The 22,743-nt window shown below is 69.9% G+C and carries 25 protein-coding genes; 11 read left to right on the plus strand and 14 right to left on the minus strand.

The window, feature by feature from the left end; translation table 11 throughout:
* Positions 1-109: 109 nt before the first annotated feature.
* Together Q0Z83_RS22830 and Q0Z83_RS22835 are read left to right on the plus strand one after the other, a co-directional pair.
* Positions 110-457: a PadR family transcriptional regulator gene (locus tag Q0Z83_RS22830; RefSeq protein ID WP_317796005.1), complete on the plus strand. Its 348-nt coding sequence runs from the start codon at positions 110-112 to the stop codon at positions 455-457.
* Positions 447-1,364, plus strand: coding sequence for a hypothetical protein (locus tag Q0Z83_RS22835; protein ID WP_317796006.1), 918 nt, complete (start codon positions 447-449; stop codon positions 1,362-1,364). The genes Q0Z83_RS22830 and Q0Z83_RS22835 overlap by 11 nt, the downstream gene beginning before the upstream one ends.
* On the opposite strand, the gene Q0Z83_RS22840 is transcribed toward Q0Z83_RS22835, so the two are convergent.
* Together Q0Z83_RS22840 and Q0Z83_RS22845 are read right to left on the minus strand one after the other, a co-directional pair.
* Entirely contained in the window at positions 1,361-2,008 is a 648-nt protein-coding gene (locus Q0Z83_RS22840; protein ID WP_317796007.1) for a maleylpyruvate isomerase N-terminal domain-containing protein, read from the minus strand. The genes Q0Z83_RS22835 and Q0Z83_RS22840 overlap by 4 nt on opposite strands.
* On the minus strand, positions 2,005-2,544 hold the full coding sequence (locus tag Q0Z83_RS22845; RefSeq protein ID WP_317796008.1) for an AAA family ATPase: 540 nt from the start codon (positions 2,542-2,544) through the stop codon (positions 2,005-2,007). Before Q0Z83_RS22845 ends, Q0Z83_RS22840 begins: the two co-directional genes overlap by 4 nt.
* Before the next feature lie 25 nt (positions 2,545-2,569).
* Between Q0Z83_RS22845 and Q0Z83_RS22850 the strand changes: the two genes are divergently transcribed.
* Both Q0Z83_RS22850 and Q0Z83_RS22855 read left to right on the plus strand, forming a co-directional pair.
* Positions 2,570-3,226: a hypothetical protein gene (locus tag Q0Z83_RS22850; protein WP_317796009.1), complete on the plus strand. Its 657-nt coding sequence runs from the start codon at positions 2,570-2,572 to the stop codon at positions 3,224-3,226.
* Between the two features lie 159 nt (positions 3,227-3,385).
* Positions 3,386-3,826 (plus strand): GIY-YIG nuclease family protein, encoded by a 441-nt coding sequence (locus tag Q0Z83_RS22855; RefSeq protein WP_317796010.1) that lies wholly within the window; start codon positions 3,386-3,388, stop codon positions 3,824-3,826.
* Positions 3,827-3,945: 119 nt separating this feature from the next.
* Here Q0Z83_RS22855 and Q0Z83_RS22860 read toward each other — a convergent pair whose 3' ends face one another.
* Positions 3,946-4,917 (minus strand): helix-turn-helix transcriptional regulator, encoded by a 972-nt coding sequence (locus Q0Z83_RS22860; protein ID WP_317796011.1) that lies wholly within the window; start codon positions 4,915-4,917, stop codon positions 3,946-3,948.
* Between the two features lie 93 nt (positions 4,918-5,010).
* Here Q0Z83_RS22860 and Q0Z83_RS22865 point away from each other — a divergent pair, with 93 nt between their 5' ends.
* On the plus strand, positions 5,011-5,379 hold the full coding sequence (locus Q0Z83_RS22865) for a VOC family protein (protein ID WP_317796012.1): 369 nt from the start codon (positions 5,011-5,013) through the stop codon (positions 5,377-5,379).
* A gap of 115 nt (positions 5,380-5,494) precedes the next feature.
* On the opposite strand, the gene Q0Z83_RS22870 is transcribed toward Q0Z83_RS22865, so the two are convergent.
* Entirely contained in the window at positions 5,495-5,800 is a 306-nt protein-coding gene (locus Q0Z83_RS22870; protein ID WP_317796013.1) for a hypothetical protein, read from the minus strand.
* A gap of 221 nt (positions 5,801-6,021) precedes the next feature.
* Here Q0Z83_RS22870 and Q0Z83_RS22875 point away from each other — a divergent pair, with 221 nt between their 5' ends.
* Both Q0Z83_RS22875 and Q0Z83_RS22880 read left to right on the plus strand, forming a co-directional pair.
* Positions 6,022-7,164: a WD40 repeat domain-containing protein gene (locus tag Q0Z83_RS22875; RefSeq protein ID WP_317796014.1), complete on the plus strand. Its 1,143-nt coding sequence runs from the start codon at positions 6,022-6,024 to the stop codon at positions 7,162-7,164.
* Positions 7,133-7,519, plus strand: coding sequence for a WD40 repeat domain-containing protein (locus tag Q0Z83_RS22880; protein WP_317796015.1), 387 nt, complete (start codon positions 7,133-7,135; stop codon positions 7,517-7,519). The genes Q0Z83_RS22875 and Q0Z83_RS22880 overlap by 32 nt, the downstream gene beginning before the upstream one ends.
* Here the strand turns inward: Q0Z83_RS22880 and Q0Z83_RS22885 are convergent.
* From Q0Z83_RS22885 to Q0Z83_RS22900, 4 genes are all read right to left on the minus strand, one after another.
* Entirely contained in the window at positions 7,501-7,944 is a 444-nt protein-coding gene (locus tag Q0Z83_RS22885) for a DUF6069 family protein (protein ID WP_317796016.1), read from the minus strand. The two genes, Q0Z83_RS22880 and Q0Z83_RS22885, sit on opposite strands and share 19 nt — an antisense overlap.
* A 100-nt stretch (positions 7,945-8,044) precedes the next feature.
* Positions 8,045-10,228: a tetratricopeptide repeat protein gene (locus Q0Z83_RS22890; RefSeq protein ID WP_317796017.1), complete on the minus strand. Its 2,184-nt coding sequence runs from the start codon at positions 10,226-10,228 to the stop codon at positions 8,045-8,047.
* 224 nt (positions 10,229-10,452) lie between these two features.
* Positions 10,453-11,532, minus strand: a complete 1,080-nt coding sequence (locus Q0Z83_RS22895) for a hemolysin family protein (protein ID WP_317796018.1) — start codon at positions 11,530-11,532, stop codon at positions 10,453-10,455.
* Entirely contained in the window at positions 11,529-12,893 is a 1,365-nt protein-coding gene (locus tag Q0Z83_RS22900; RefSeq protein WP_317796019.1) for a hemolysin family protein, read from the minus strand. The genes Q0Z83_RS22895 and Q0Z83_RS22900 overlap by 4 nt, the downstream gene beginning before the upstream one ends.
* A gap of 145 nt (positions 12,894-13,038) precedes the next feature.
* Between Q0Z83_RS22900 and Q0Z83_RS22905 the strand changes: the two genes are divergently transcribed.
* Together Q0Z83_RS22905 and Q0Z83_RS22910 are read left to right on the plus strand one after the other, a co-directional pair.
* Positions 13,039-13,431: a helix-turn-helix domain-containing protein gene (locus Q0Z83_RS22905; RefSeq protein ID WP_317796020.1), complete on the plus strand. Its 393-nt coding sequence runs from the start codon at positions 13,039-13,041 to the stop codon at positions 13,429-13,431.
* A gap of 61 nt (positions 13,432-13,492) precedes the next feature.
* On the plus strand, positions 13,493-14,023 hold the full coding sequence (locus tag Q0Z83_RS22910) for a flavoprotein (protein WP_317796021.1): 531 nt from the start codon (positions 13,493-13,495) through the stop codon (positions 14,021-14,023).
* Between the two features lie 40 nt (positions 14,024-14,063).
* On the opposite strand, the gene Q0Z83_RS22915 is transcribed toward Q0Z83_RS22910, so the two are convergent.
* The 6 genes from Q0Z83_RS22915 to kdpF form a co-directional block, all read right to left on the minus strand.
* A complete protein-coding gene (locus Q0Z83_RS22915; RefSeq protein ID WP_317796022.1) occupies positions 14,064-14,567 on the minus strand; it encodes a hypothetical protein in 504 nt (167 codons plus the stop codon).
* 104 nt (positions 14,568-14,671) lie between these two features.
* Positions 14,672-17,155, minus strand: coding sequence for a sensor histidine kinase (locus Q0Z83_RS22920; protein ID WP_317796023.1), 2,484 nt, complete (start codon positions 17,153-17,155; stop codon positions 14,672-14,674).
* Positions 17,156-17,168: 13 nt separating this feature from the next.
* Positions 17,169-18,017 carry a potassium-transporting ATPase subunit C gene (locus Q0Z83_RS22925; RefSeq protein WP_317796024.1) on the minus strand — a complete coding sequence of 283 codons (849 nt, stop codon included), beginning with the start codon at positions 18,015-18,017 and terminating at the stop codon, positions 17,169-17,171.
* Between the two features lie 5 nt (positions 18,018-18,022).
* Positions 18,023-20,065: a potassium-transporting ATPase subunit KdpB gene (kdpB, locus tag Q0Z83_RS22930; protein WP_449701860.1), complete on the minus strand. Its 2,043-nt coding sequence runs from the start codon at positions 20,063-20,065 to the stop codon at positions 18,023-18,025.
* Positions 20,062-21,708 (minus strand): potassium-transporting ATPase subunit KdpA, encoded by a 1,647-nt coding sequence (gene kdpA, locus Q0Z83_RS22935; protein WP_317796025.1) that lies wholly within the window; start codon positions 21,706-21,708, stop codon positions 20,062-20,064. The genes kdpB and kdpA overlap by 4 nt, the downstream gene beginning before the upstream one ends.
* Complete coding sequence (kdpF, locus tag Q0Z83_RS22940) at positions 21,708-21,797, minus strand: K(+)-transporting ATPase subunit F (protein WP_317796026.1); 90 nt, start codon at positions 21,795-21,797, stop codon at positions 21,708-21,710. The genes kdpA and kdpF overlap by 1 nt, the downstream gene beginning before the upstream one ends.
* 264 nt (positions 21,798-22,061) lie before the next feature.
* Here kdpF and Q0Z83_RS22945 point away from each other — a divergent pair, with 264 nt between their 5' ends.
* Both Q0Z83_RS22945 and Q0Z83_RS22950 read left to right on the plus strand, forming a co-directional pair.
* Positions 22,062-22,388, plus strand: coding sequence for a PadR family transcriptional regulator (locus tag Q0Z83_RS22945; protein WP_317796027.1), 327 nt, complete (start codon positions 22,062-22,064; stop codon positions 22,386-22,388).
* The gene (locus Q0Z83_RS22950) at positions 22,385-22,741 is read left to right on the plus strand and encodes a DUF1048 domain-containing protein (RefSeq protein WP_317796028.1); all 357 of its coding nucleotides are present in this window, start codon (positions 22,385-22,387) and stop codon (positions 22,739-22,741) included. Before Q0Z83_RS22945 ends, Q0Z83_RS22950 begins: the two co-directional genes overlap by 4 nt.
* Positions 22,742-22,743: the final 2 nt, after the last annotated feature.

Below are 22,743 nucleotides of genomic sequence, written 5' to 3' on the forward strand. Positions count from 1 at the left end.
GGGACAAAGGGGAACCTCCGTATCGATCGACGGAGGTCTAATTATTAGTTAACTTAACTGACATGTAAACCCCTCGCGCTACTGTGTGCCATACAGTACGATGTGGCGCATGGTAGGGGATGTGCACGACAAGCTGGAGCTCGAGCTTCGCCGCGGGGTCGTGGTGCTCGCCGTCCTGTCCCGCCTGCGCACCCTGCAGTACGGCTACGAACTACGCCAAGCACTGATCGCCGCCGGGATGCCGATCGAGGAGGGCACCCTCTATCCCCTGCTGCGACGACTGGAGAGCCAGGGCGTGCTGACCAGCGAGTGGCGCGCCACCCACGGGCCGTCACGGCGCTACTACGTGCTCAGCGACGCGGGCCGCGACCTGCTCACGCGACTCACCGCCACCTGGCACGGCATGACCAAGGCGATGGACGACATCCTGGACGAGAGGCGGGGCGATGACAGCTGACGAGATGATCGACGGGTATGTGGCCGAGGTCGTGCTGCTGACACCCCACCGGCAGCGGGCAGACGTGGCTCGCGAACTCCGCGACGTGATCACCCAGGAGGTGGCCGACGCCGCCGAGACCCGACCCGACCGCGACGCGGCGGTGACCGCGGTGCTCGCCGGGTTCGGCCGGCCCGCCGACGTGGCCGCCCGATACCGGGCGCCGCTCATCGTCATCGACCCGTCGGACTCCCGGCGCCTACTCACCCTCGTCATCGGCGGGACCACGCTCATCCTGGCCGGGGCGGTGCTCGGCGAGCTCATCGATCACGTGCCGCCACACCGTGACCTGGCAGCGGCGATCGACCGGGCCACACCGTTCCTGTTCGCATGGCTGGGCCTGCTCGTCGCCTGGTTCGCGGTCGCGGCCTGGTGGCGTCGGCGGCATCCGGACACGGCATGGAAACCCCGGCCGGTCCCGACCGACCGGATCAGCCGGGCCGGGCGGACGGCCGCGCTGCTCTTCTACATCCTCGGCACGCTGTCGCTCGCCGACCCCGCGACCATGCTGCGCGTCGTCTCCGGCGGGCACGCGGCACCCGCCGCCTACACCGCCATGGCGTACGACAGAGACTTCCTGGCCGTACGCGGGCCGATCGTTCTCGGTCTTCTGGTTCTGAGTCTGCTACTCCAAGCGGTGCTGATCGGACAGGGCCGCCGACAGTCCTGGAGCGACCAGACCGAGATGGCCCTGAGCCTGACCCTGTGCGCGGTGCTGACCTGGGTGCTGGCCAACCCGGTGTTCGTCTCGGCGGCGGCCGACCGCACCGCCAAGGAGATCGTCGCCGTGATCATCCTGATCTCCCTCGCCGACCTGGCGTTCAGCCTGCGCCGCCACCGGGTCCGGCAGGCCGTGCTGAGCCACTAACCCAAGGCGAGTCTCCGCAGGCCGAGGCGATCCAGGGTCCGCATCTCGGTGTCGGTCACCGGGGCGCGGCCGGTCGCCCGGCGCAGCAGCAGTTCCGGCGGCCAGCCGGAATCGGTGACCGCTTTCCGCCACGTCGGGCCGAAGAGCAGGCCGAGCACCAGGTCCGACGCCTCGGTGGTCAGCCACGGTTCGCGGCCGGTGGCATCGGCGACGTCCAGGCCGTGCAGGGCCAGTTCCACCACGCGAGTGATGAGGAAGTCGGTGAGCAGCATCGCGTCGCCGTGCCTGGTCCGGACCAGCCGCCCGGCCGGCTGAGCCGCACTCAACGCGGCCGCCGAACGGCAGACCTCGGCGAACCCCTCCGCGTCGGCGGCACGCTGCCGGGCCGTGTACACCCGCTCGGCATTCGACGCGTCACTGAACCGTTCGTCGGCACGGTAGTAGCCGGTGGCGGTGGTGTCGGCCCGCTCCGGTGCCGGGGCGGCGATCATGACGGGCGTCCGGGCCACCGCGGTGATGACATGCCCGACCAGGTCGCGGACCAGCCACGGGACGCATCGGGTCGGTGCCGCCCAGGCATCCGGCGGGAGCTCCCGCAACGTCGCGGCGAAGGCGTCCGCTTCGGCGGTGAAGACGTCGCTCACAGCTCGACCACGCCCGACCAACCGACCGCGTCCCGGACCGCCGCGGCGACTTCACGGACCGACTTCGTGGTCGCGTCGACGGTGACGTCCTCGACCCGGGCCCGCTGGAGGATCTCGTCCAGCTCACCCGATCGGTCGAGGTGCCACCGCAGCCCGTCCGGATCCTCCTCATGCCGCCGGACCAGACGCCGCCGGACCGTCGCAAGGCCCACGGTCAAGCGGCAAACCGCCAACGGCACACCCAAGGCGATCTGGTACGCGTCCCGCTCGGCGTGGCTTTCGATGACGCCGGCCAGAACGAGCCGCAGCGCACCGGCCTCGACGTGGTTACGGGCGACGGCACGCAGATTGCGCAGGGTGATGCCCCGGTTGAACCGGTCACCGGGCGGACTGGGCCACGACCGGCGAAGCCAGTCGACGTCGATGACCGCGTTCGGGATCCGATCCTGCGCCAGCAGGTCACCGAGAGTCTCGGCCACCGAGGTCTTCCCCGAGCCGACGGTCCCGGTGATCAGCAGCGCCCTGGGTTCCTCCACCAGCACGAGACTAGGCTCTTTGCCCGTGACCTACGACCTCTACTTCTGGCCCGCCGGCAGCACCGACGAGCCCGGTCCACTCGCGGACCGGTTGGCCGAGGAGGACGCCACCGGACTCGCCGCGGATGAGCGGGTCTCGGCATTCCGGTCGGAGCTTCTGCGCCGCTGGCCCGACCTGGCGGACACGATCGCACCCTGGCACGACGACCTGGAGTGGCGCCGGCCGTGGGGTCGAAAGGATCTCGCCGATCGTTTCGTGGTGCTGACGTTGCCGTACCGCTGGAAGGACACGGCGGCCCTTCCGGTGATCGCCGACGCCCATGGACTGGACTGTTACGACCCGCAGGCCGATGAGCTGCTGCGCGGCCGATCCGGATCGGGCGACACGTCGGCGGTCGCCGGGTGGGTGTTCGAGGACAACGTCGTGCGGCTGATGCGACAGGTCAGCACGTACATCGGCTATTCCTACGACGACCACGACGAGGCGGCGCTGACCGGCGCACTCGACGAGACCGACGACGAGTCACCCGACAGATGGTTCGAGTACCCGCTGTCCGGCGAACCCGAACTGACGATGCACTTGGCGCAGTCATCGGGCGGCGCGGTCGTCAGCGTCCGGGTGGAGGGTCCCATGGACATCGTGCCGGCCACCAGGATCGAGACCTTGTTGGACGTCCTGTAGCTGATGCCGCTCGCCCGAGTGTCCGTCGAAAGGCGGAATCTCGGTCGTGGACGAGGTGAGGTTACGCCTGCTCAACCGGGAGAGACGAGGCCGGCGTCGCGTCGTGCCCGCCGCGGTGCCCTGGCTGCTGCGCGCGCTGCCGGGAAGACTCACAAAACTGTGACGACCTACGACGAATACCGGGAACAGGGCCGACTCAACGCCCGATATCGGCGCGAGATCCGCGGCTACGGCACTCATGGCGACCCGAAGGAGGCCATGATCGAAGCTGAGCTGACCGTCTTCGGCGACCTCGGAAATCCCAGGCTGTCGCACCACTACGCCGGTGTGTACTTCATTGCCAGCGGTTCCTTCATCAAGATCGGCGAAGCCACCGATCCGTACAAGCGGATGCGCCCCTTCCACACCGGCAACCCCCACGGTTTGGAGTTGCTCCATGTCATCGCCGAAGACGGCCGGTATGCCCGCAAGCGACTGGAGGCCGAGCTCCACGAGCGTTTCGACCACCTGCTCGTGCCTGGCCAACGCGAGTGGTTCCGGAACCACCCCGACCTGACGGGGTTCATCAGTTTCCTCTGCTCCGAGGATTGCCACCCGTGACCAGCGGCCTCGGTGTGCTTCGCGAGACCAGTCGGCATAGCCGTCTCCGCTGTGCGGCGGGGCGACCTCGCCGTCCTGGCTCGGTCGACGGCGGGCGGAAGAGGACCAGCCGTGGCCGGTCAGGATGCTGGTGACGGCGCGTAGTGGCGGGCGAGCTCGATGACGAGGGCGCGGAGGTGGGTGCGGGCTTCGGCGGGGCCGTGCACGGTGACGGCATCCCCGAAGGGCAGTAACGCTCGCAAGTCCTCCAGATGCAGGAAGCGAATCGTCACCCTGTAGCCGGTGCCGGATTCGTCCGTGTCATCCCGGACGAGGGCGAGCCGAGGGCCGAAAATCCGTCGGGCGCGCTCGATCTGCGGTCCGGAGACGGTGGCGCTGACCTCTATCGCGTGGTCGTGGGCCCACTGATCAACGAGCGCCGCGGCGACGGTGGCCAGGGTCTGGTTCTCGCGGGTCCGTCGTGGCTGGTCGACTTCTTCCCACGTCGTGATCCGTTCGAGTCGATACATCCGTGGCACTCGGGCACAGTCGGCGACCAGATACCACCGGCCGGCCTTGGCGACCAGCCCGTAGGGATCCACGACCAGGTCGCGTGGGTACGACTCGCGGGGACTGTCGTACCCGATCCGTAGCCGACGGCCTCGCCGCACTGTGCCGATCAGCGCGGCCGGATTCGTGCCGGAGGCTCGGGAGTGGAGCCAGGGACGGCTGTCCACGTGCACGACATCGGTGAGCGGCAGCAGCTCCCGACCTCGCCGGGAGGACGTGGCGGCGATCTTGGCGAGCGCGCGTCGGCTCTCGTCCGATGTGTCGATTTCCGCGCGTTGTCTGTCGTCCAGCCCGATGAGCGAGAGATGTTCGCGCTCGTCGGGCGTGAGTCGGGTGAGGTCGAGTCCGGTTCGGGGCAGCATGGTCACGCCGCCGAGGCGGCCCCGGTGGGCGGTCACCGGCAGGCCGGCGTCGCGGAGCCAGTTCAGGTCGCGGGTGACGGTTCGCAGGGAGACCCCGAGCGCCGAGGCGAGCTCCTGTGTGGTCGCGCCGTCTCTCGATTCGAGGAGCAGCATCAGGGCGAAGAAGCGGTCCGGGGTCACCCACCGAGCTTTCCAAGAAATCACGCCAGGATGTGGCGCATTTTCCGGCCAGGCTGTGGGTCGCACCTACGATCTGCGAAGCAGGAGACCACCATGACCACATCCGTCGTGTCCATCGTCTATGTGAGCGACGCGCCCGCCGCGGCTCGCTTCTACGGCGAGCTTCTCGGCCTGAGCCCTTCGCTGGAGACTTCCGGATACATCACCTTCGACCTGGGGCCGGGAGCTGAGCTCGCGGTGTGGTCGGGCCGGTTCGCGAATCTGTCGCCGGAGGTTCCGCGGACCAGTGAGATCTGCCTGGCCATCGAGGGTGGACGCCCCGACGAGATCCACGCGATCTTCGAGCAGTGGCGGTCCAAGGGCGTCACGATCCTGCACGAGCCGCACGATGCGGGTTTCGGGCTGACCTTCCTTGCGGCCGATCCCGACGGTAACCGTATCCGGGTGGCGCCGAAGGACTGACCCGAACCGCGGCCGGGTCGTCGGGCGGAGGAGAGCCGGCTCCGAGCAGGCCGTCACGGCGGACCGCCCCACCGGCGAACCTGTCGCATGGCGGGGCGGTCGAAGTGCCGTCGGGTCAGCGGGTCTGGAGCCGGGCCGAACCGGCCAGCGGCGCGGTGCCGCTGCGGCAGTTGGCGTAGTTCGTGGTCGGCGCGGCCTTCCAGCCACCCCACTGCAGGTACGACTGGCCGCCGGAGCCGAGGATCAGGCAGGTGGCGCCGACCCGGAAGCTGCCGGAACCCGAGCAGGTCACGCCGACCCAGTTGGCGGTGTAGTTCGGCGCGCCGCAGCTGACGGCGGCCTGGGCGGCGACCGGGCTGACCGCGACGCCGGCGAAACCGGCGATGGCTGCTGCCGCGACGCCGAGGATCCTTCTGCGCATGATGTGGCCTCTCCTTCTTCCGCCCCCGTGTAGAGCGGCGATCTCCCGCTCCGATGTGGAGCGGTTCCGAAAAAGGTAGCGGCATTCATCAATCAGTAAGGACCCCTAACAGTGAGACATAGATCACGGACCGGTAGCGTCGAAACAACGATGGACGTCACTGATTGACCGGTGTCACGGTGGGCGGTTTACTGCCTCATGCGTATCCCCCGGGGTCGGCCGTGTTGACGTCGCCGGCCGAGGCCGCGGCGAGCGGCGATCTGGACGCGCTGATGAGGGACCCGGAGTTCCTGCTGGCCTGGCCACCCGAGCAGATCCTGCGGCACCGGCACACCCTGGTCACGGCCGAAGGCGTAGCGGCCGCGGCGGCGCTGGACGGCGCCGCGCAGCGGGAGGCCGACGACCGCCGCTGGTGGCTGCACGTGTGGGCACGCCGGACCGGCGCCACCGCGCTGGCCGAGGCCCTGGCCGGATCGGCGACGGACCGACCGTGGCGGGTCCGGGCCGGGTTCTGGTCCACCGGCGCCCACCGCCGGATGGACGGTCTGGCCACACCGATCAACGCGCTGACGGTGCTGCCCGGTCCTGGCGGCCGGCCGCTGGTCGCCGGCGCGGGCGACAGAGTCGTCCGGGTGTGGGACCCGGACACCGGCGGCCAGGTCGGTCCGGTCATGACCGGCCACAAGTTCATGATCTATGCGTTGGTGGCGCTGCCCCGTACGGACGGTTCCGCCCTGATCGTCAGCGGCGGCGACGACCGGACCGTACGGGTGTGGGATCCGGAGACCGGCGCGCAGATCGGCGCCGAACTGACCGGCCACGTCGGCAGTGTGCGGTCGGTCGCCGTGTTGCCCACCCGGATCGTCAGCGGCGGCGAGGACGGGTCGGTACGGCTGTGGGATCTGGAGACCGGCGCGCAGATCGGCCCCGCGCTGACCGACCACGGACGGGCGGTGCGGTCGGTGGCGGTCCTGCCCCGGGCCGACGGGCGCTCACTGATCGTCGCCGGCGGCAACCACGGCACCCTGGGGTTCTGGGATCCGGAGACCGGCACCGAGGTCGGCCCGGAGCACCCCGGCCACACCGGCTACGTGTGGTCGGTGACGGTGACGACCAGCCGGGACGGCCGCCCCCTGATCGCCAGCGGCGGCGGTGGCGACGTGTGGGTGTGGGACCCGGAGACCGGCGAGCCGGTGGGACCGGCGATGCGCGCGAACGCCCGGTTCCTCGCCGCACTGTCCGGCGTCGACGGCCGTCCGCTGATCGCCACGGCGTACGACATGCTGCAGCTGTGGGATCCGGAGACCGGCGCCGAGGACGTACAACCACGGGATGAGCGCTCTGGCGGCCCTGCCCCGCCCTGATGGTTCCGCGCTGATCGTCAGCGGCGGCGTCAACGGGGCGGTGCAACTCTGGGATGCCGACACCGGCGAGCCGGTCGGCCCGGCTCTGACCGGTCATGACGGCCCGGTGTACGTGATCGCCGCGCTCGCCGGCCGGCTGGTGACCGGCGGCGAGGACGCGACGGTGCGGGTGTGGGACCCGGCGACCGGCGAGCAGGTCGGCCCGGCGCTGCTCGGTCATACCGGGCCGGTGCTCACACTGGCGGTGGTGCCCCGACCCGGCCGGCCCGCGCTGATCGTCAGCGGCGGCAAGGACGAGAGCGTGCTGGTCTGGGAGCCCGCCCCGGAAGGAGCCGATCAGCGCGCGTCGTCGTGAGAACGCGGCGGCATCAGTCGCTGGAAGGCGGGAACCGCGGCGACGGCGACGCCGAAGTGCATGAGGATCAGCGCGATCACGCCGCCGGTCGTGGTGCCGGGCTGGGATTTCGAGCTCAGCAGCAGCACGTCCGGGATGAGCGACAGCACCAGCACGACCGGGACCAGGATCCGCAGCACCCCGGCGGCGTTACGGCTGCGGTTGACGATGCTCCGCCAGGCGATCGCGGCGATCAGCGCACCGATCACCGTCAGCGGCCCGTAGACCGGCAGGGTGAGCTGCTGGAACTCGTCCGGGGCGCCGAGGGCGCGAGCGGCGACGGCGATCAGGGTGTTGACGACCAGACCACCGACCGCCCCGATGGCGGCGGCGGCGAACGTGGCCTTCCAGGTGGCGCGGCGGGTGGGTGCAGCGGTCGCGGTCATGGCGGAGCTCCTTCGGATCACTCAACTGTTGAAGTGAACCTAGGGCGCAGGTAGTTGAAGTTTCAAGCAGCCCGGTCTAAGAAACGTCTAAGCGATCGGGTCACTCAAGGACCCCCTCCACCGGAGGAAGCCCTTCGGCCTCCCGATAAGCAGCAGCGAGGCTACGCCGCGACCTCAGGGTGTGCGGGTGGCTCGTACCGAGCAATCGACGCCGGTCGTCCAACACCGCTTTGAACGCGGCGATCGCCTCATCGAAGCGCCCCGCGGCTTGGTAGGTGGCGGCGAGACCATGCCGCGCCTTGTAGGTGTTCGGGTGATGGTCGCCGAACACCTGCCGCGCATCGACGAGCACGCGCTCGGAAACCGCGATCGCCTCATCCAACCGCCCTACCGCCTGGTAGGCGCCGGCAAGGTTGCTCCTAACGGCCAGGGTGTTCGGGTGTGATTCGCCGAGCACCAGCCGTGCATCGGCGAGCAGGCCGACGAAACCGGTGACCGCCTCATCCAGGCGCGCCACCTCCCGATACACGAGGAAGAGATTGTTGCGTGTGGCCAGCGTGTCCGGATGCACACCACCGAGCAACCGACACCGGTCGGCCAGCACACCCTCCAGCATGGCCGCCGCCTCTGTGAAACGCCCCGCTGACTGATAGGCACCGGCGCAATCGTGTCGTACGGCCAGCGTGTCCGGATGGTGCTCGCCGAGCACGTGTCGCGCATCAGCGAGCACGCTCTCGAAAGCCGTGATCGCCTCGTCCGACCGCCCCGCCTCCCGATAGGCGAAAGCGAGGTGGTGCCGTGAGGTCAGCGTGTCCGGGTGGTCGTCACCGAGCAGCCGACGCCGGTCGGCGACCACGCCTTCCAGCGCGGTGATCGCCGCGTCGAGCCGCCCCGCCGCCAGGTAGGCGAAAGCAAGGCTGTGCCGCGAGGCCAGCGTGTCCGGGTGGTCGCCACCGAGCAGCCGACATCGGTCTGCCAGCACACTCTCGAACTGGGCGATTGCTTTGCCGGTCTGCCCCTGATGCTGCCGGTAGGTGGCGAAACGAGCCCCGAGGCGGGGAACATCAGGATTCCGGTGATCGTCTGACACGTGAGCGAAGAGCGCATCACCGTGCGGCAGCAGGGCAGCCCAGCGCGGCCAGTCTCGGATGTCGTTGATCGGATCGTTCGGGATCGCCTCGATGAGGAGCCTGACAGCCTGCCGCTGAACGATCTCGTCGGTCTCGGCGATCTCCTGGCTGTTACGCGTAACGGCCTGAACCAGCCGGTGCACGCTCACCGTCCCCCCGTTACGGCTGATCATGCAGTAGGAGGCCAGGAGTGCCAATGCGTCATCGATGTCGAAAGGATCGTCGGACAACCCGCCGAGGACGTCATCGGGCAGGTCGTCCGGAGCCAGCCAAGCCAGCACGTCCATCACCGACGACGTCAGCGGACTCGCGTCGGCGATGGCGGCCATCGTCAACGTCCACACCGTTGCGACGGCTCCACTGTCCCTTCCACCGAACCCGCTACTGCCCGCGACCCTCACGAAACGCCCCGCCAACAGGTCGCGGTAGTCGTCGAAACTCATCGACTCGTGCTGACTGACGTACGCGGCGGCCTGTTCCAACGCCAGCGGCAGATCCCCCAGATCGGCCGCCAGCCGATCAGCGCCCGCGTCGTCGGACCGGCCGGTCAAGCGGGTCAGCAACCGCACCGACGCCGCCCGGGTCAACGCACTCAACCGGAACGGCGTGAAGCCGAGCACCGTCCACCGGGCTGTGCCCAGGTCCCGCCGGGTAGTGACCAGCACCTGCCCCTGAGCAGCGACGACACCCAACAGGTCGGCGATGTGAGTGACGTCCTCGACGTTGTCGAGGACCAGCAACCATCCGGAGTTGGCCTGCAACCACCCCATCGCCCACCCTTGGGCGTCCGTCAACGTCGCCACCGGATGCAACCGGCGGGTCAGCGCCGTCAGCCCCAGCTCCAGATTCTCGACGCTGTCCGCGGTGACCCACCACACCAGCGAATATCGCGTGAGATACGCCCGTGCGTAGTGGTTGGCCAGCTCACTCTTGCCGATTCCACCCAGCCCGTGGACCGCGATCACGCGCCCGACAGCCACCCCCGCGTCATCACTCAACTGATCGGCCAGCACCTGCAGGTCCCGACCCAGGAAGACCGCCGATGCTCGCGGCAGGTTGTGCACCGTCCTGCCGACACCCGGAGTCTGCGGCGCGGCCGGCCCGTCCGGGTACACGACGATGATGTTCTGCACATTGTGCGAGCCGATCTGCACGCCCTGACCGCCCGCGACCTCGACCTCGAGGTGGTCACCGCCGCTCGACGGCGAGTCCGCGCCCACGCCGGTGTGGTGACCGTCGACCATGGTGATCAACTCTCCTCACACAGCGCCACGGATCGAGCCAGAGCAACCGGGGTACCGATGCCCGCACCGCAAACCACCGGCGGCGGTACGGGTAGCCGTACCGGCGCCGGGTCTTCCATTCGTTCGGAGAACGATCAGCGAGCGATTCCGGTACGCCGCCCGGCCCGGCGGGCGGCGTCGACCACCGGATCGGTCTCGTCGTCGAACTGGCCGATCACCTGCTCCAGCAGGTCTTCGAGGGTGACCAGGCCGACCACCGTGTCGTCGTCGGTGACCAGCGCGAGATGGCTGCGCCGGGCCCGCATCGTGGCGATCGCGTCCAGCACACTGGTGTCGGCCGGGATCGGCAGCGCGGCCGTCATCAGGTCGCGTGCGGTCAGCGTCCGCAGCCCGCCGGTGGCCTTGGCGGCGTCGCGCACGTGCACCACGCCGACGATCGTCCCGGTCCGATCGGTCACCGGCAGCCGGGAGCGACCGGTCTCGGTGCTGCGCACCTCCACGGCACGGGCGTCGGCGTCGGCGGGCACGTCCAGGATGTCGGCGGTCTCGACCATCACCTGTCGTACGGCCATCGACTGCACCTGCAACATGGCCGACAGCAGCTCGTGCTCGGCGTCGGCGATGGTGCCGTGCTCCTTGGACGTCTCCAGCAGCATTCGCAGCTGGTCGGCGTTGTGCACCTGCGCCAGTTCGTCCTGCGGGGGCACCTTGATCAGCCGCAGGCAGGCGTTGGCGAGCCCGTTGAGCGCCACCAGCACCGGCCGGAACACGGTGGTGAACCCGACGAACGGGATGGCCAGGATCTGCGCCGAGCTCTCCGGGTGACTGATCGCCCACGACTTGGGCGCCATCTCGCCCACGACCACGTGCAGGAACCCGACCACCGCCACGGCCAGGATGAACGCGACCACATAGGCGGCGCTCCCCGGCAGGCCGAGGGTGGTGAACACCGGTTCGAGCAGATGCGCCACGGTCGGTTTCGCCAGCGCGCCGAGGCCCAGGGTGCACAGGGTGATGCCGAGCTGGGCACCGGCCAGCATCATCGACAGCTGCCGGGTCCCGGCCATCGCCGCCCGGGCACCGCGGGAACCGTCCGCGGCCGCCGTCTCCAGTCGGTGCCGTTTCGCCGCGACCAGCGCGAACTCGGCGGCGACGAAGAATCCGTTGGCGGCCAGCAGCAGCACCGAGACGATCAGGGACCAGGTGGTGCTCACGCGGTCACCCGCCCCTCGGCGAACTCGTGCACGACGGTCAGCGCGACCCGGTCCGGCACGTGCCGACGAACCGCCAGAACCGTCAGTCGGGCCACCCCCTGCGGCACCGGCCGCCCGTCGGCGTCGACCATCGGCGGCAGCGGCACGTCGAGTTGCTCACGGGCGGCCGGCAGGTGCCCGAGCCGGGCCAGGATCAGGCCGGACACGGTGTCGTACATGTCGTCGTCGGGCAGCCGGACCGCGGTGGCGTCGGTGATCTCGTCGATCCGGGCGCGGCCCGGGATCACCCAGGCGCCGGCACCGTCGGCCTCGATGGCCGGTTCGGGCAGGTCGTCCTCGTCACGGATCTCCCCCACCAGCTCCTCGGCGACGTCTTCGAGCGTGATGATGCCGGCGAAGCCGCCGTATTCGTCGACGACGATCGCCATCTGCCGATGGGCGCTCTTCAAGATCTCCAAAACCTCCGGCAGGCGTACGGTGCCGGGCAGCGCGACAGGCGCGGTGGCCAAGGCGCCGACCGTGGTGGTGGATCGGGCGGCCGCCTCCAGGGTGACCACGTCGGCGATCGAAACCACACCGATGACGTCGTCGACACCGTCGCCGATCACCGGGAACCGGGAGTGGCCGGTGTCGAGCAGGTCGACCACTCGCGACGCCGGCTCGTGGGCGCCGATCGTGACGACGTCGACCCGGGGGCGCATCGACTCGACCGCGGTCCTGGTCCGGAAGGCCAGACCGTGGTCCAGCAACCGGGCGGCGCGGGCGTCGAGGGTGCCCTCGCTGCCGGCGGCGGCGATGATCCGGTCCAGGTCCTCCGAGGTGGCGCCCTGCGGCAACTCCTCGATCGGCTCGATACCGACCGCGCGGAGCAGCCGGTTGGCGGCGGCGTCGAAGACCCGGATCAACGGCCCGACCACGGCCAGGTAGATCAGTGTGGACCGGGACAGCGCCCGGGCCAGCGCCTCCGGTTTGGCGATGGCCAGGTTCTTCGGAGCCAACTCGCCGAGGACCATCTGCACCACCGTGGCGAACAGCAGTGCGAACACCATGGCGATGGTCGTGCCGGCGGCCTGCGAAAGGCCGGTCAGCCCGAGCAGCTCGGCGGTGCCGCGGCCCAGGAACGGCTCGGCGACATAACCAGCGAGCAGGGCGGTGACGGTGATGCCGACCTGCGCCCCGGAGAGCACGAACGACAGTCGGCGGGTCACCTCGAGGGCGCGCTGTGCGGCGGGATCACCGTCGTCGGCCATCGCGCGCAGCTGCTCCCGGTCGACGGCGACGTAGGCGAACTCCTGGGCCACGAAATATCCGGTGGCGGCGGTCAGCACTACGATCGCGAGAACACCTATGGTGATCAACACGTGGGATCACCGCTGTGTGTGAAGTGGGGCCGGGTCACTCCCGGCCGGGTACTACAACCGTCAGGCGTACTGTTGGACACCGCCGCAAACTAGCACGTGCAACTGTACGGTTGCTGGAAGCCGAGACGCCGGGAGGTAGACCCAGGTGAGCGACCTGCTACGGATCGGCGAGCTCGCCGCGCAGGCCGGAGTCAGCAACCGCACCGTCGACTACTACACCCAGCTCGGCCTGCTGCAGACCGCCGAACGCACCGGCGGCGGCTTCCGCCTCTACGACCCGTCGGCGGTCGACACCATCGCCACCATCAAGCAGCTGGAAGAACACGGCCTGAGCCTGCAGACCATCGCGAACGCGCTGAACGGCGCCGGCGACACCGACCTGGCCGCGAAGCTCGACAGCCTCACCGCCGGCCTGCAGGCCCTGCAGGAGGCCGCCGCCGATGCCCCGCAGGCCCAGGCTCTGCTCACCCTGTTGAGCGGCCGCGCCCACGCCCTGATCGACCTGGCCCTGACGATCGTCGACTCCCCACTGATCTGACCCGGCCCAGAACCGCAACCGGCCGACCGGCGGCCGCAGACCTCCGGGCAAGATTCACCGGATGACGACCGAGCACGGAGTCCTCTACATCATCGCCTGTGCGGCCGGCCCGGCGGGCGAAGTCGGTACCCTCGTCAAACTCGCCCAGAACGACGGCTGGACCGTCCAGATCATCGCCACACCGTCGGCGCTCGACTTCATCGACACCGCCGCCCTGGAACAGCAGACCGGCCGTCCCGTCCGCAGTCGGTACCGCAAACCCAGCGAGCCCCGCAGCCCCCGCGCGGACGCCGTCATCGTCGCCCCGGCCACCTACAACACGATCAACAAGTTCGCCAACGGCATCACCGACACGTACGCCCTCGGTCTGCTCGCCGAAGCCCCCGGCCTGGGCATCCCCGTCGTCATCCTGCCCTTCGTCAACACCGCGCTGGCCGCCCGCGCCCCGTTCCGCCGAAGCATCCGCCGGCTGCGGGACGAGGAGGGGATCCGCGTCCTGTACGGGCCCGGCGAGTTCGAACCCCACGAGCCGGGCACCGGCGACACCGTGCTGAGCACCTACCCCTGGCGGCTCGCGCTGCAGCAGCTGTAGCGCGGCGAGCGGCCGGGCCCGTCCGGCCCCGCTCCGACAGTCAGTTCTCGGCCATCGATGGCGGCCATGGGCCCGGTTTCGGGCCGTAGGCCAGTTCTCTGGCGGAGACGTTGTCGGGGGCGAGCTCCTGCACCACACGACGGGCCGCGTCATCCTCGTCTCGGTCCCGGAGGATACGAATAAGCAGGTAGAGGGCGGTTCGGTCGCCGTCGACCGCTCGTGCTCGCAGTTCGTCGGCCCGCCCCTCCTGGTGCAGCTGCCGGTCCAGGCGCCGACGGGCCTGGTGGTCGGTCTCGGCGAGGGCGGTGAGTTCGTCGAGTCGCCCGGACCGGGCCAGGGCGTCCAGGCGCCCGAGTTTCGCCTCGTAGACGGCATGGTTCTGGGCTTCGTCGAGTGCGGCCCGGTGGGCCGCGGTGGGGAACTCGGCGAGGACCGACACATACATCTCGATCGCCGCCGCATAATCACCACGCTCGGCCGCCTGGTCGGCTGCCCGCACCGTCGACAGCGGCGGTTCGAGGTCGGGATAGGGGTCGACGTCCATGGCCACCATCATGCCGAAGCCGGGAAAGGGCCCGGCCGTCCCGGACGCCGCCCGTCAGGTGCGTAAGCCGCGCCGCGGGGTGAGGGATCCGCTGGACAGCGCACTCAGGCCGCACCCGTGGCGGGCAGGGCGATGATCATCGTGAGTCCCCCGCCGGGGGTCGCCTCCGGGGTGAGGGTGCCGCCCATCGCCTCGGTCAAGCCCCGGGACAGGGCCAGGCCGAGGCCGACTCCGCTGTGGTTGTCGCGGTCGCCCAGGCGCTGGAACGGCAGGAACACGTCGTCGCGGCGGTCGTCGGGGATGCCGGGGCCGTGGTCGATGACGCGGAGTTCGACGGTGTCGCCGTGGCTGCTGCCGGTGATGATCGGTGGCCGGTCGGGTGGGCTGTAGCGCAGCGCGTTGGTGACGATGTTGACCAGGATGCGTTCGAGGAGACCGGGGTCGGCGTGCAGTAGCGGCAGGTCGTCGGGGACGTGCACGATCACCCGGCGACCGTCGGGGCCGATGTCGTCGAGGGCCCGGGGGACGACCTCCTCGGCGCCGACGTCGATGGCGGCGACGCCGAGGGCGCCGGCCTGCAGGCGGCTCATGTCGAGCAGGTTGGCGACCAGGCGGTCCAGACGGTCGAGGGATTCGTCGGCGGTGGCGAGCAGTTCCGCGCGGTCGTGGTCGTCGAATCGCACGTCGGGGCTGCGCAGACTGGCCACCGCGGCTTTCGCGGACGCGAGTGGCGTACGCAGATCATGGCTGACTGCCGCGAGTAACGCGGTCCGCAACCGGTTCGCCTCGGCGAGGGGTTTCGCCGTCGCCGCCTCGGTGGTGAGGCGTTCCTGGCGGAGGGCGACGGCGGCCTGGGCGGCGAAGGCCTCCACGATGCGCCTGTCGGAGGCCGGCAGGATCCGGCCTTTGAGCAGCACCAACAGGCCCTCACCGGCGTTGACTTCGACATCGGCGTCCAACGGCCGCGCGCAGGCGGGCTGACCGACCGCGGTGACGACCGTGCCGTTCTCCACGAGGGTGACCGAGTCCAGGCCGAAGGTCTCCCGGAGCCGTTCGAGCAGTGCGGTCAGCGGCCGGGCACCGCGCAGGACACTGCCGGCGACGGTGGCGAGGGTCTGCGCGTCGGCGGTGGCCTCGGCGGCCTGCCGGGTCTTGCGGGCGGCGGTGTCGACGACCCAGCTGACCGCGATGGCGACGACGACGAAGATGGCCAGCGCGAGCAGGTTCTGGCCTTCGGCGATGGTGAACCGGCCGACCGGCGGGGTGAAGAACCAGTTGAGCAGCAGCGATCCGGTGACCGCGGCGAGTAGGGCGGGCCACAGGCCGCCGATGATGGCGACGCCGATGACCGCGACCAGGAAGAGCAGGATGTCGTCGACCAGCGGCAGGGCGGGGGCGGTCTTGAGCACGACGGTCAGCAGCGGCAGCCCGAGCACGGTGGTGACGAACCCGGCGACCCGGCGGCCTCGGGACAGCGCTTCCGGCATCGGGCCGCGGCGGCGGCCCCGCCCGGCGCGTTCGTGGGTGACCAGGTGCACGTCGATGGATCCGGACCGGGCGATGGTGGTGACGCCGACCCCGGCCGCGAACAGTTGCGCGAACCGGCCGCGGCTGGACGCGCCGAGGACGACCTGGGTGGCGTTGGCGCCGCGCGCGAAGTCGAGCAGCGCCTGCGGGATGTCGGTGCCGACGACTTGGTGGTAGCTGCCGCCGAGGCTCTCCACCAGGACCCGCTGCCGGGCCAGGGCGGCCGGGTCGGCGCCGGCCAGGCCGTCGTTGCGGGCGACGTGCACGGCCAGCAGGTCGGCGCCTTTGGTCCGGGCGGCGATCCGGGACGCGCGGCGGATGAGGGTGTCGCCTTCGGGGCCGCCGGTGAGTGCGACGACGACCCGTTCGCGGGTCTCCCAGGTGGAGTCGATGGCGTTGTCGGTGCGGTATCGGTCGAGCTGGTCCTCGACCTGGTCGGCCAGCCAGAGCAGGGCGAGTTCACGCAGCGCGGTGAGGTTGCCGGTGCGGAAGTAGTTGCCGAGCGCCGCGTCGATCTTCTCGGGCCGGTAGATGTTGCCGTGCGCCATCCGGCGCCGCAGCGCCTCGGGGGTCATGTCGACGAGTTCGACCTGTTCGGCGGCGCGGACGACGCCGTCGGGGACGGTCTCGCGCTGTTCGACGCCGGTGATCCGGGCCACGACGTCGTTGAGCGACTCCAGGTGCTGGACGTTGACCGTGGTGAGCACGCTGATGCCGGCGTCCAGCAGGTCCTGGACGTCCTGCCAACGTTTGGTGTTGCGGGAGCCGGGAACGTTGGTGTGAGCGAGTTCGTCGACCACGGCGACATCCGGGCGCCGTCGCAGGACGGCGTCGAGGTCCATCTCGGTGAAGGCCGCGCCGCGATAGTTCATCTCGCGGCGCGGCATCACCTCGAGGTCGTCGAGCATGGCGGCGGTGTGTCTGCGGCCGTGGGTCTCGACCAGGGCGATCACGACGTCGGTGCCACGTCCGGCGCGGCGGTGGGCCTCTTCGAGCATGGTGTACGTCTTGCCGACGCCCGGTGCCGCGCCGAGGTAGATCCGCAGTTCTCCGCGTGCCATGAGATGTCCCCCGCTATCGGCCGTCGAGGGCCAGGTTGAGTTCGAGGACGTCGACGACGGGCTCGCCGAGGAAGCCGAGGGCCCGTCCGGTGGTGTGTTCGGCGATCAGCTCACGGACGCGTCCCTCGTCGATTCCACGTTCGCGGGCTATCCGGGGAACCTGTAGTTCGGCGTAGGCGGGGCTGATGTGCGGGTCGAGGCCGCTGCCACTGGCGGTGACGGCGTCGGCGGGGACCACCGGATCGGCCGGGGCGTCGCCGCGGATGGGGGTGATGACGCCGCCCAGCGCCCGGTAGTCCTCGCCGTTCTTCGCCGGTTCGACGGCCACGCCGTCGTAGGTGGCCAGGAACGGGGCGCCGGTCTGGTTGACCGAGACGACCCGGGTGATCGGCCCGGTGAAGCCGTCGCGGTGGAAGACCGCCAGGACCGCGCCGACACCGTCGACGGTGCAGTAGGGGCGGCGGCCGTCGACGCCTTCGAGCTCGCCGACGGCGAGGCTGCGGGCGCAGACCTGGGTGAGCAGGCTCTGCGACGCGGTCTCCGGGTCGTCGGAGAGGGTGTCGACGACGCTTTCCGGGCCGAGGTTGCTCGCCGCGGTGGCCGTCGGGTCGTAGCCGTCGCCCGCGGCGGAGGGGCGGGACTGGAAGTAGCGGGGCACCGGATCGCCGTCGGCGTCGGTGAACGACTGGCCGATCAGGGTGCTGCCGACCGGTGTCATCGACCCGGTCGCCTTGTCGGACAGGCCGGGGATCTTGCCGACGCCGACCAACAGCAGCGGGTAGGCCAGGCCGAGGACGGCGGTGAGGACGAGCAGGGCGCGCAGGGCGGCGAGGTGCTGGGCGAGCCAGGCAGGAAGTCGCATTCTGATCAGATCCCGGGGATGAACTGGATGAGCAGGTCGATGAGTTTGATGCCGAGGAACGGGGTGATCACGCCGCCGAGTCCGTAGATCAGCAGGTTGCGGCTGAGTAGGCGGCTCGCCGACGACGGCCGGGAGCGGACGCCGCGCAGCGCGAGCGGGATCAGGAAGACGATCACGATCGCGTTGAAGACGACCGCGGACAGGATCGCCGAGCCGGGCGAGTGCAGCCGCATGATGTTGAGCGTGTCCAGGCCCGGGTAGACGCCCGCGAACATGGCCGGGATGATCGCGAAGTACTTGGCGATGTCGTTGGCGATGGAGAACGTCGTCAACGCGCCACGGGTGATCAGAAGCTGCTTGCCGATCTCGACGATCTCGATCAGTTTCGTCGGGTCGGAGTCCAGGTCGACCATGTTGCCGGCCTCTTTGGCGGCCGACGTGCCGGTGTTCATGGCGACGCCGACGTCGGCCTGCGCGAGGGCGGGCGCGTCGTTCGTACCGTCGCCGGTCATCGCGACCAACCGGCCGCCCGCCTGTTCCTTGCGGATATAGGCGAGTTTGTCCTCGGGGGTGGCCTCGGCGAGGAAGTCGTCGACGCCGGCCTCGGCGGCGATCGCCGCCGCGGTGCGCGGGTTGTCGCCGGTGATCATCACGGTCCGGATGCCCATCCGGCGCATCTCGTCGAACCGTTCGCGCATCCCCGGCTTGACCACGTCCTTGAGGTGGATCACTCCGAGCACCCGATCGTTTTCGGCCACGACGAGCGGAGTGCCACCGGTGGAGCTGATCCGGTCGACGATCGCGTCCACCTCGATGTCACGGACGCCGGCCCAGTTGAGCACCGCCGTCGCGGCGCCCTTGCGGATCCGCCGGTCGCCGATGTCGACGCCGCTCATCCGGGTCTGCGCGGTGAACGGCACGAATGTCGCGTCACCGATCGGTACGTCTTCGGCGCCGGCCAGCGCCACGATCGACCGCCCCTCGGGCGTCTCGTCGGCGAGGCTGCTCAACCGCGCGGCCTCGGCGAGGACCGCGAGATCCACACCCGTCAGGGGTACGAACTCCGCCGCCTGCCGATTGCCGAACGTGATCGTCCCCGTCTTGTCGAGCAGCAGCGTGTTCACATCTCCGGCGGCCTCGACCGCGCGGCCGCTCATGGCGAGGACGTTGCGCTGCACGAGCCGGTCCATACCGGCGATGCCGATCGCCGACAGCAGCGCACCGATGGTCGTCGGGATGAGACAGACCAGCAGCGACACCAGCACGATCCCGGTGACCCCGTTACCGTCGATCGCCGCGGTGTCCGGCGCCGCCGTCTGGTAGGCCTTGGAGTAGATCGCCAGCGGCTGCAACGTGACGACGGCCAGCAGGAAGATGACCGTCAGCGCGGCGAGCAGGATGCTCAGTGCGATCTCGTTCGGTGTCTTCTGCCGGTTCGCGCCTTCGACCAGGGCGATCATCCGGTCGACGAAGCTCTCGCCGGGTTTCTGGGTGATCCGCACGACGATCCGGTCGGACAGCACCTTCGTGCCGCCGGTGACCGCCGACCGGTCGCCGCCCGACTCGCGGATGACCGGAGCCGATTCGCCGGTGATGGCCGACTCGTCGACGCTGGCGATGCCCTCGACGACGTCGCCGTCACCGGGGATGATCTGCCCGGCCTCGACGACGACCAGGTCGCCCCGCTGGAGTTCGGGTGCCGGGATGTCCCGGCCGTCGGTGAGGTGGGCGACGGTGTCCTGCTTGGCCGATCGCAGTGCGGCGGCCTGGGCTTTGCCGCGGCCCTCGGCGACGGCTTCGGCCAGGTTCGCGAAGACGACGGTGAGCCACAGCCAGATCGTGATCGCCCAGGCGAACAGGGTCGGCTGCACGATCGACAGGACCGTGGTGAAGACCGCGCCGACCTCGACGATGAACATCACCGGGTTGCGCCACATCACCCGCGGGTCGAGTTTGCGCAGCGCGTCGGGCAGGCTCCCGCCGACCCGCCTGGAGGGTGGCCGGGGTGCCGGGTCGACTGCGATGAGGTCGTTCAGGGTGGTGGTCACGAGAGTCCTTCAGCGAGGGGGCCGAGCGCGAGTGCGGGCAGGAAGGTGAGGGCGACCAGGACGATCGTCACGCCGGCGACCATGGCGACGAACAGCGGCCGGTGGGTGGGCAGGGTGCCGTCGGACTCCGGGGCCGGCTGCTGGCGGGCCAGTGATCCGGCCAGCGCGAGCACCAGGACCAGCGGCAGGAACCGGCCGAACAGCATGGCCAGCCCCAGCGCGACGTCCCACCAGGGCGTGTTGACGGTGATGCCGGCGAACGCGCTGCCGTTGTTGTTGCCGGCGCTGGTGAACGCGTACAACACCTCGGAGAGACCGTGCGGGCCCGTGTTGAGTGCCGTGGAGTTGTTGCCGGTGGCGAAGGCCGCCGCCGTTCCGGCGAGCACGATCAACGGGGTGACCAGGAAGTACAGCGAGGCGAGCTGGATCTCGCGGACGCGGATCTTCTTGCCGAGATATTCCGGGGTACGGCCGACCATCAACCCGGCCACGAAGACGGTGATGGTCGCCAGGACCAGCATGCCGTAGAGGCCCGACCCGACACCGCCGGGCGCGACCTCACCGAGCATCATGTCGACCATCGGCATCATCCCGCCGAGCGCGGTGTACGAGTCGTGGAACGAGTTGACCGCGCCGGTCGAGGTGAGGGTGGTCGCGGCGGCGAAGGTGGCCGAGTTCGGGACGCCGAAGCGGGTCTCCTTACCCTCCATGGCCGCGCCGACCGCCTGCGGCACGGTGCCGGCGCCGTGGGTCTCGAAACCGACGGTCAGCGCGATGCCGCCGAGCGCCAGGATCGCCATCACCGCGACGATGGCGTAGCCCTGCCGGTTCTGGCCGACCATCCGGCCGAAGACTCGGGGCAGGCTGAACGGGATGAGCAGGATCAGGAACACCTGGATCCAGTTCGTCCAGGCCGTCGGATTCTCGAACGGGTGGGCCGAGTTGGCGTTGTAGAAGCCGCCTCCGTTCGTACCCAACTCCTTGATCGCCTCCTGGGAGGCGACCGGGCCGCCGGTGAGGTGCTGGGCCGCGCCGGTCAGGGTGGTCACGTCGGTGCCGGCCGACAGGTTCTGCACGACGCCGCCGACCATCAGCACGATCGCGAAGAACACCGACAGCGGCAGCAGGATCCGCAGCGTGATGCGGGTCAGGTCGACCCAGAAGTTGCCGAGCGTCTCGGATCTGCGGGCGGCGAAGCCGCGCATCAGCGCGACGGCCACGGCGATGCCGACGCTCGCGGAGACGAAGTTCTGCACCGCGAGGCCGGCCATCTGCACGAGGTGGCCCATCGTGGACTCACCCGAGTAGGCCTGCCAGTTGGTGTTGGTGACGAAGCTGACCGCGGTGTTCCAGGCGATGTGATCGGTCACCGCCGGTAGCCCGAGGGACAACCAAAGCTTGTCCTGAAGCCGGAGGAAGGCGTAGAGGAACAGGATCGAGACGGCCGAGAACGCGAGCACGCCGCGGGCGTAGACGCCCCAGGTCTGTTCGGCGTTCGCATCCACGCCGACCAGGCGGTAGACGCCGCGTTCGACGCGGTTGTGGACGCGGCCGGTGACGACCCGGTACATGTGGTCGCCGAGCGGGCGGTACACCGTGACGAGCGCGGCGATCAGCGTCAGCACGAAGAGCCAGCCGGCCATCAGAATCGCTCCGGGAAGAGCAGGGCGGCCACCAGGAGGGCGGCCAGGAGTACGGCCAGGATCAGGCCGATGGTGTTGACGGCGTTCACCAGCGTTCGACCGCCTTGATCAGCACGGTCAGCACTGCGAACAGCGCCACCGTGAGCAGGACGAACAGAAGATCAGCCACGAGGGACTCCCAGGGTGGTTCGGATGTTGCTCCGCTAGCGAAGCTCGCCCGGGGCCGCGTGAAAACGGTTGTTCACGCGTTGCGTACGCCGGAACCCGAAACGTTGACGCGTTGTTGACGCCCCGGTATTCGGTGATACCGTATAGCGGTACTCGGTGGTACGAGGTACCGGAGGGGAGCCGCCGTGGAAGACCTGACCGAGATGCTCAAGGGCACCCTCGAGGGGTGCGTGCTGGAGATCATCTCCGGCGAGGAGACCTACGGGTATGCGATCACCCGCCGACTCAACGACCTCGGCTTCACCGACGTCATCGACGGGACCGTCTACACGATCCTGCTGCGCCTGGAGCGCAACGGGCTCGTCCAGGTCACCAAACGACCGTCCGACGTCGGCCCGCCCCGCAAGTTCTACGCGCTCAACGACGCCGGCCGCCGCGAGCTGGCCACGTTCTGGGCGAAATGGCAGTACGTCTCGACCCGCATCGACAGCCTCAAGGAGGGCAGACGATGAGCTTCTGGGAGACCATCACCGGCAGCGACCTCACGCGCGAGTGGACGGCGTTCGCCGCCCGCGCCGACGCCCTGCCGGCCGACCATCAGGCGGCCTGGGCACAGATCAGCAGCAGCCTGCTCCCGCACGGCGACTTCACCGGCCGCAACCTGCCGCCGATCGCCGACGCCGCCCTCGGACTGCTCGAACAGGCCGCGGCCGACGGCCAGAGCAGCCACGAGGTGCTCGGCGACGACATCCCCGGCTTCTGCACCGCGCTGGCCGGTGGGCACGGCGCCCGCACCTACCGCGACCGGTGGCGCGAGCAACTCAACAACAACGTGGCACGCAAACTGGCCCGGCTGGGAGGCTGATC

Origin of the sequence: Actinoplanes sichuanensis, from assembly GCF_033097365.1 — a bacterium.
Lineage (GTDB): Bacteria > Actinomycetota > Actinomycetes > Mycobacteriales > Micromonosporaceae > Actinoplanes > Actinoplanes sichuanensis.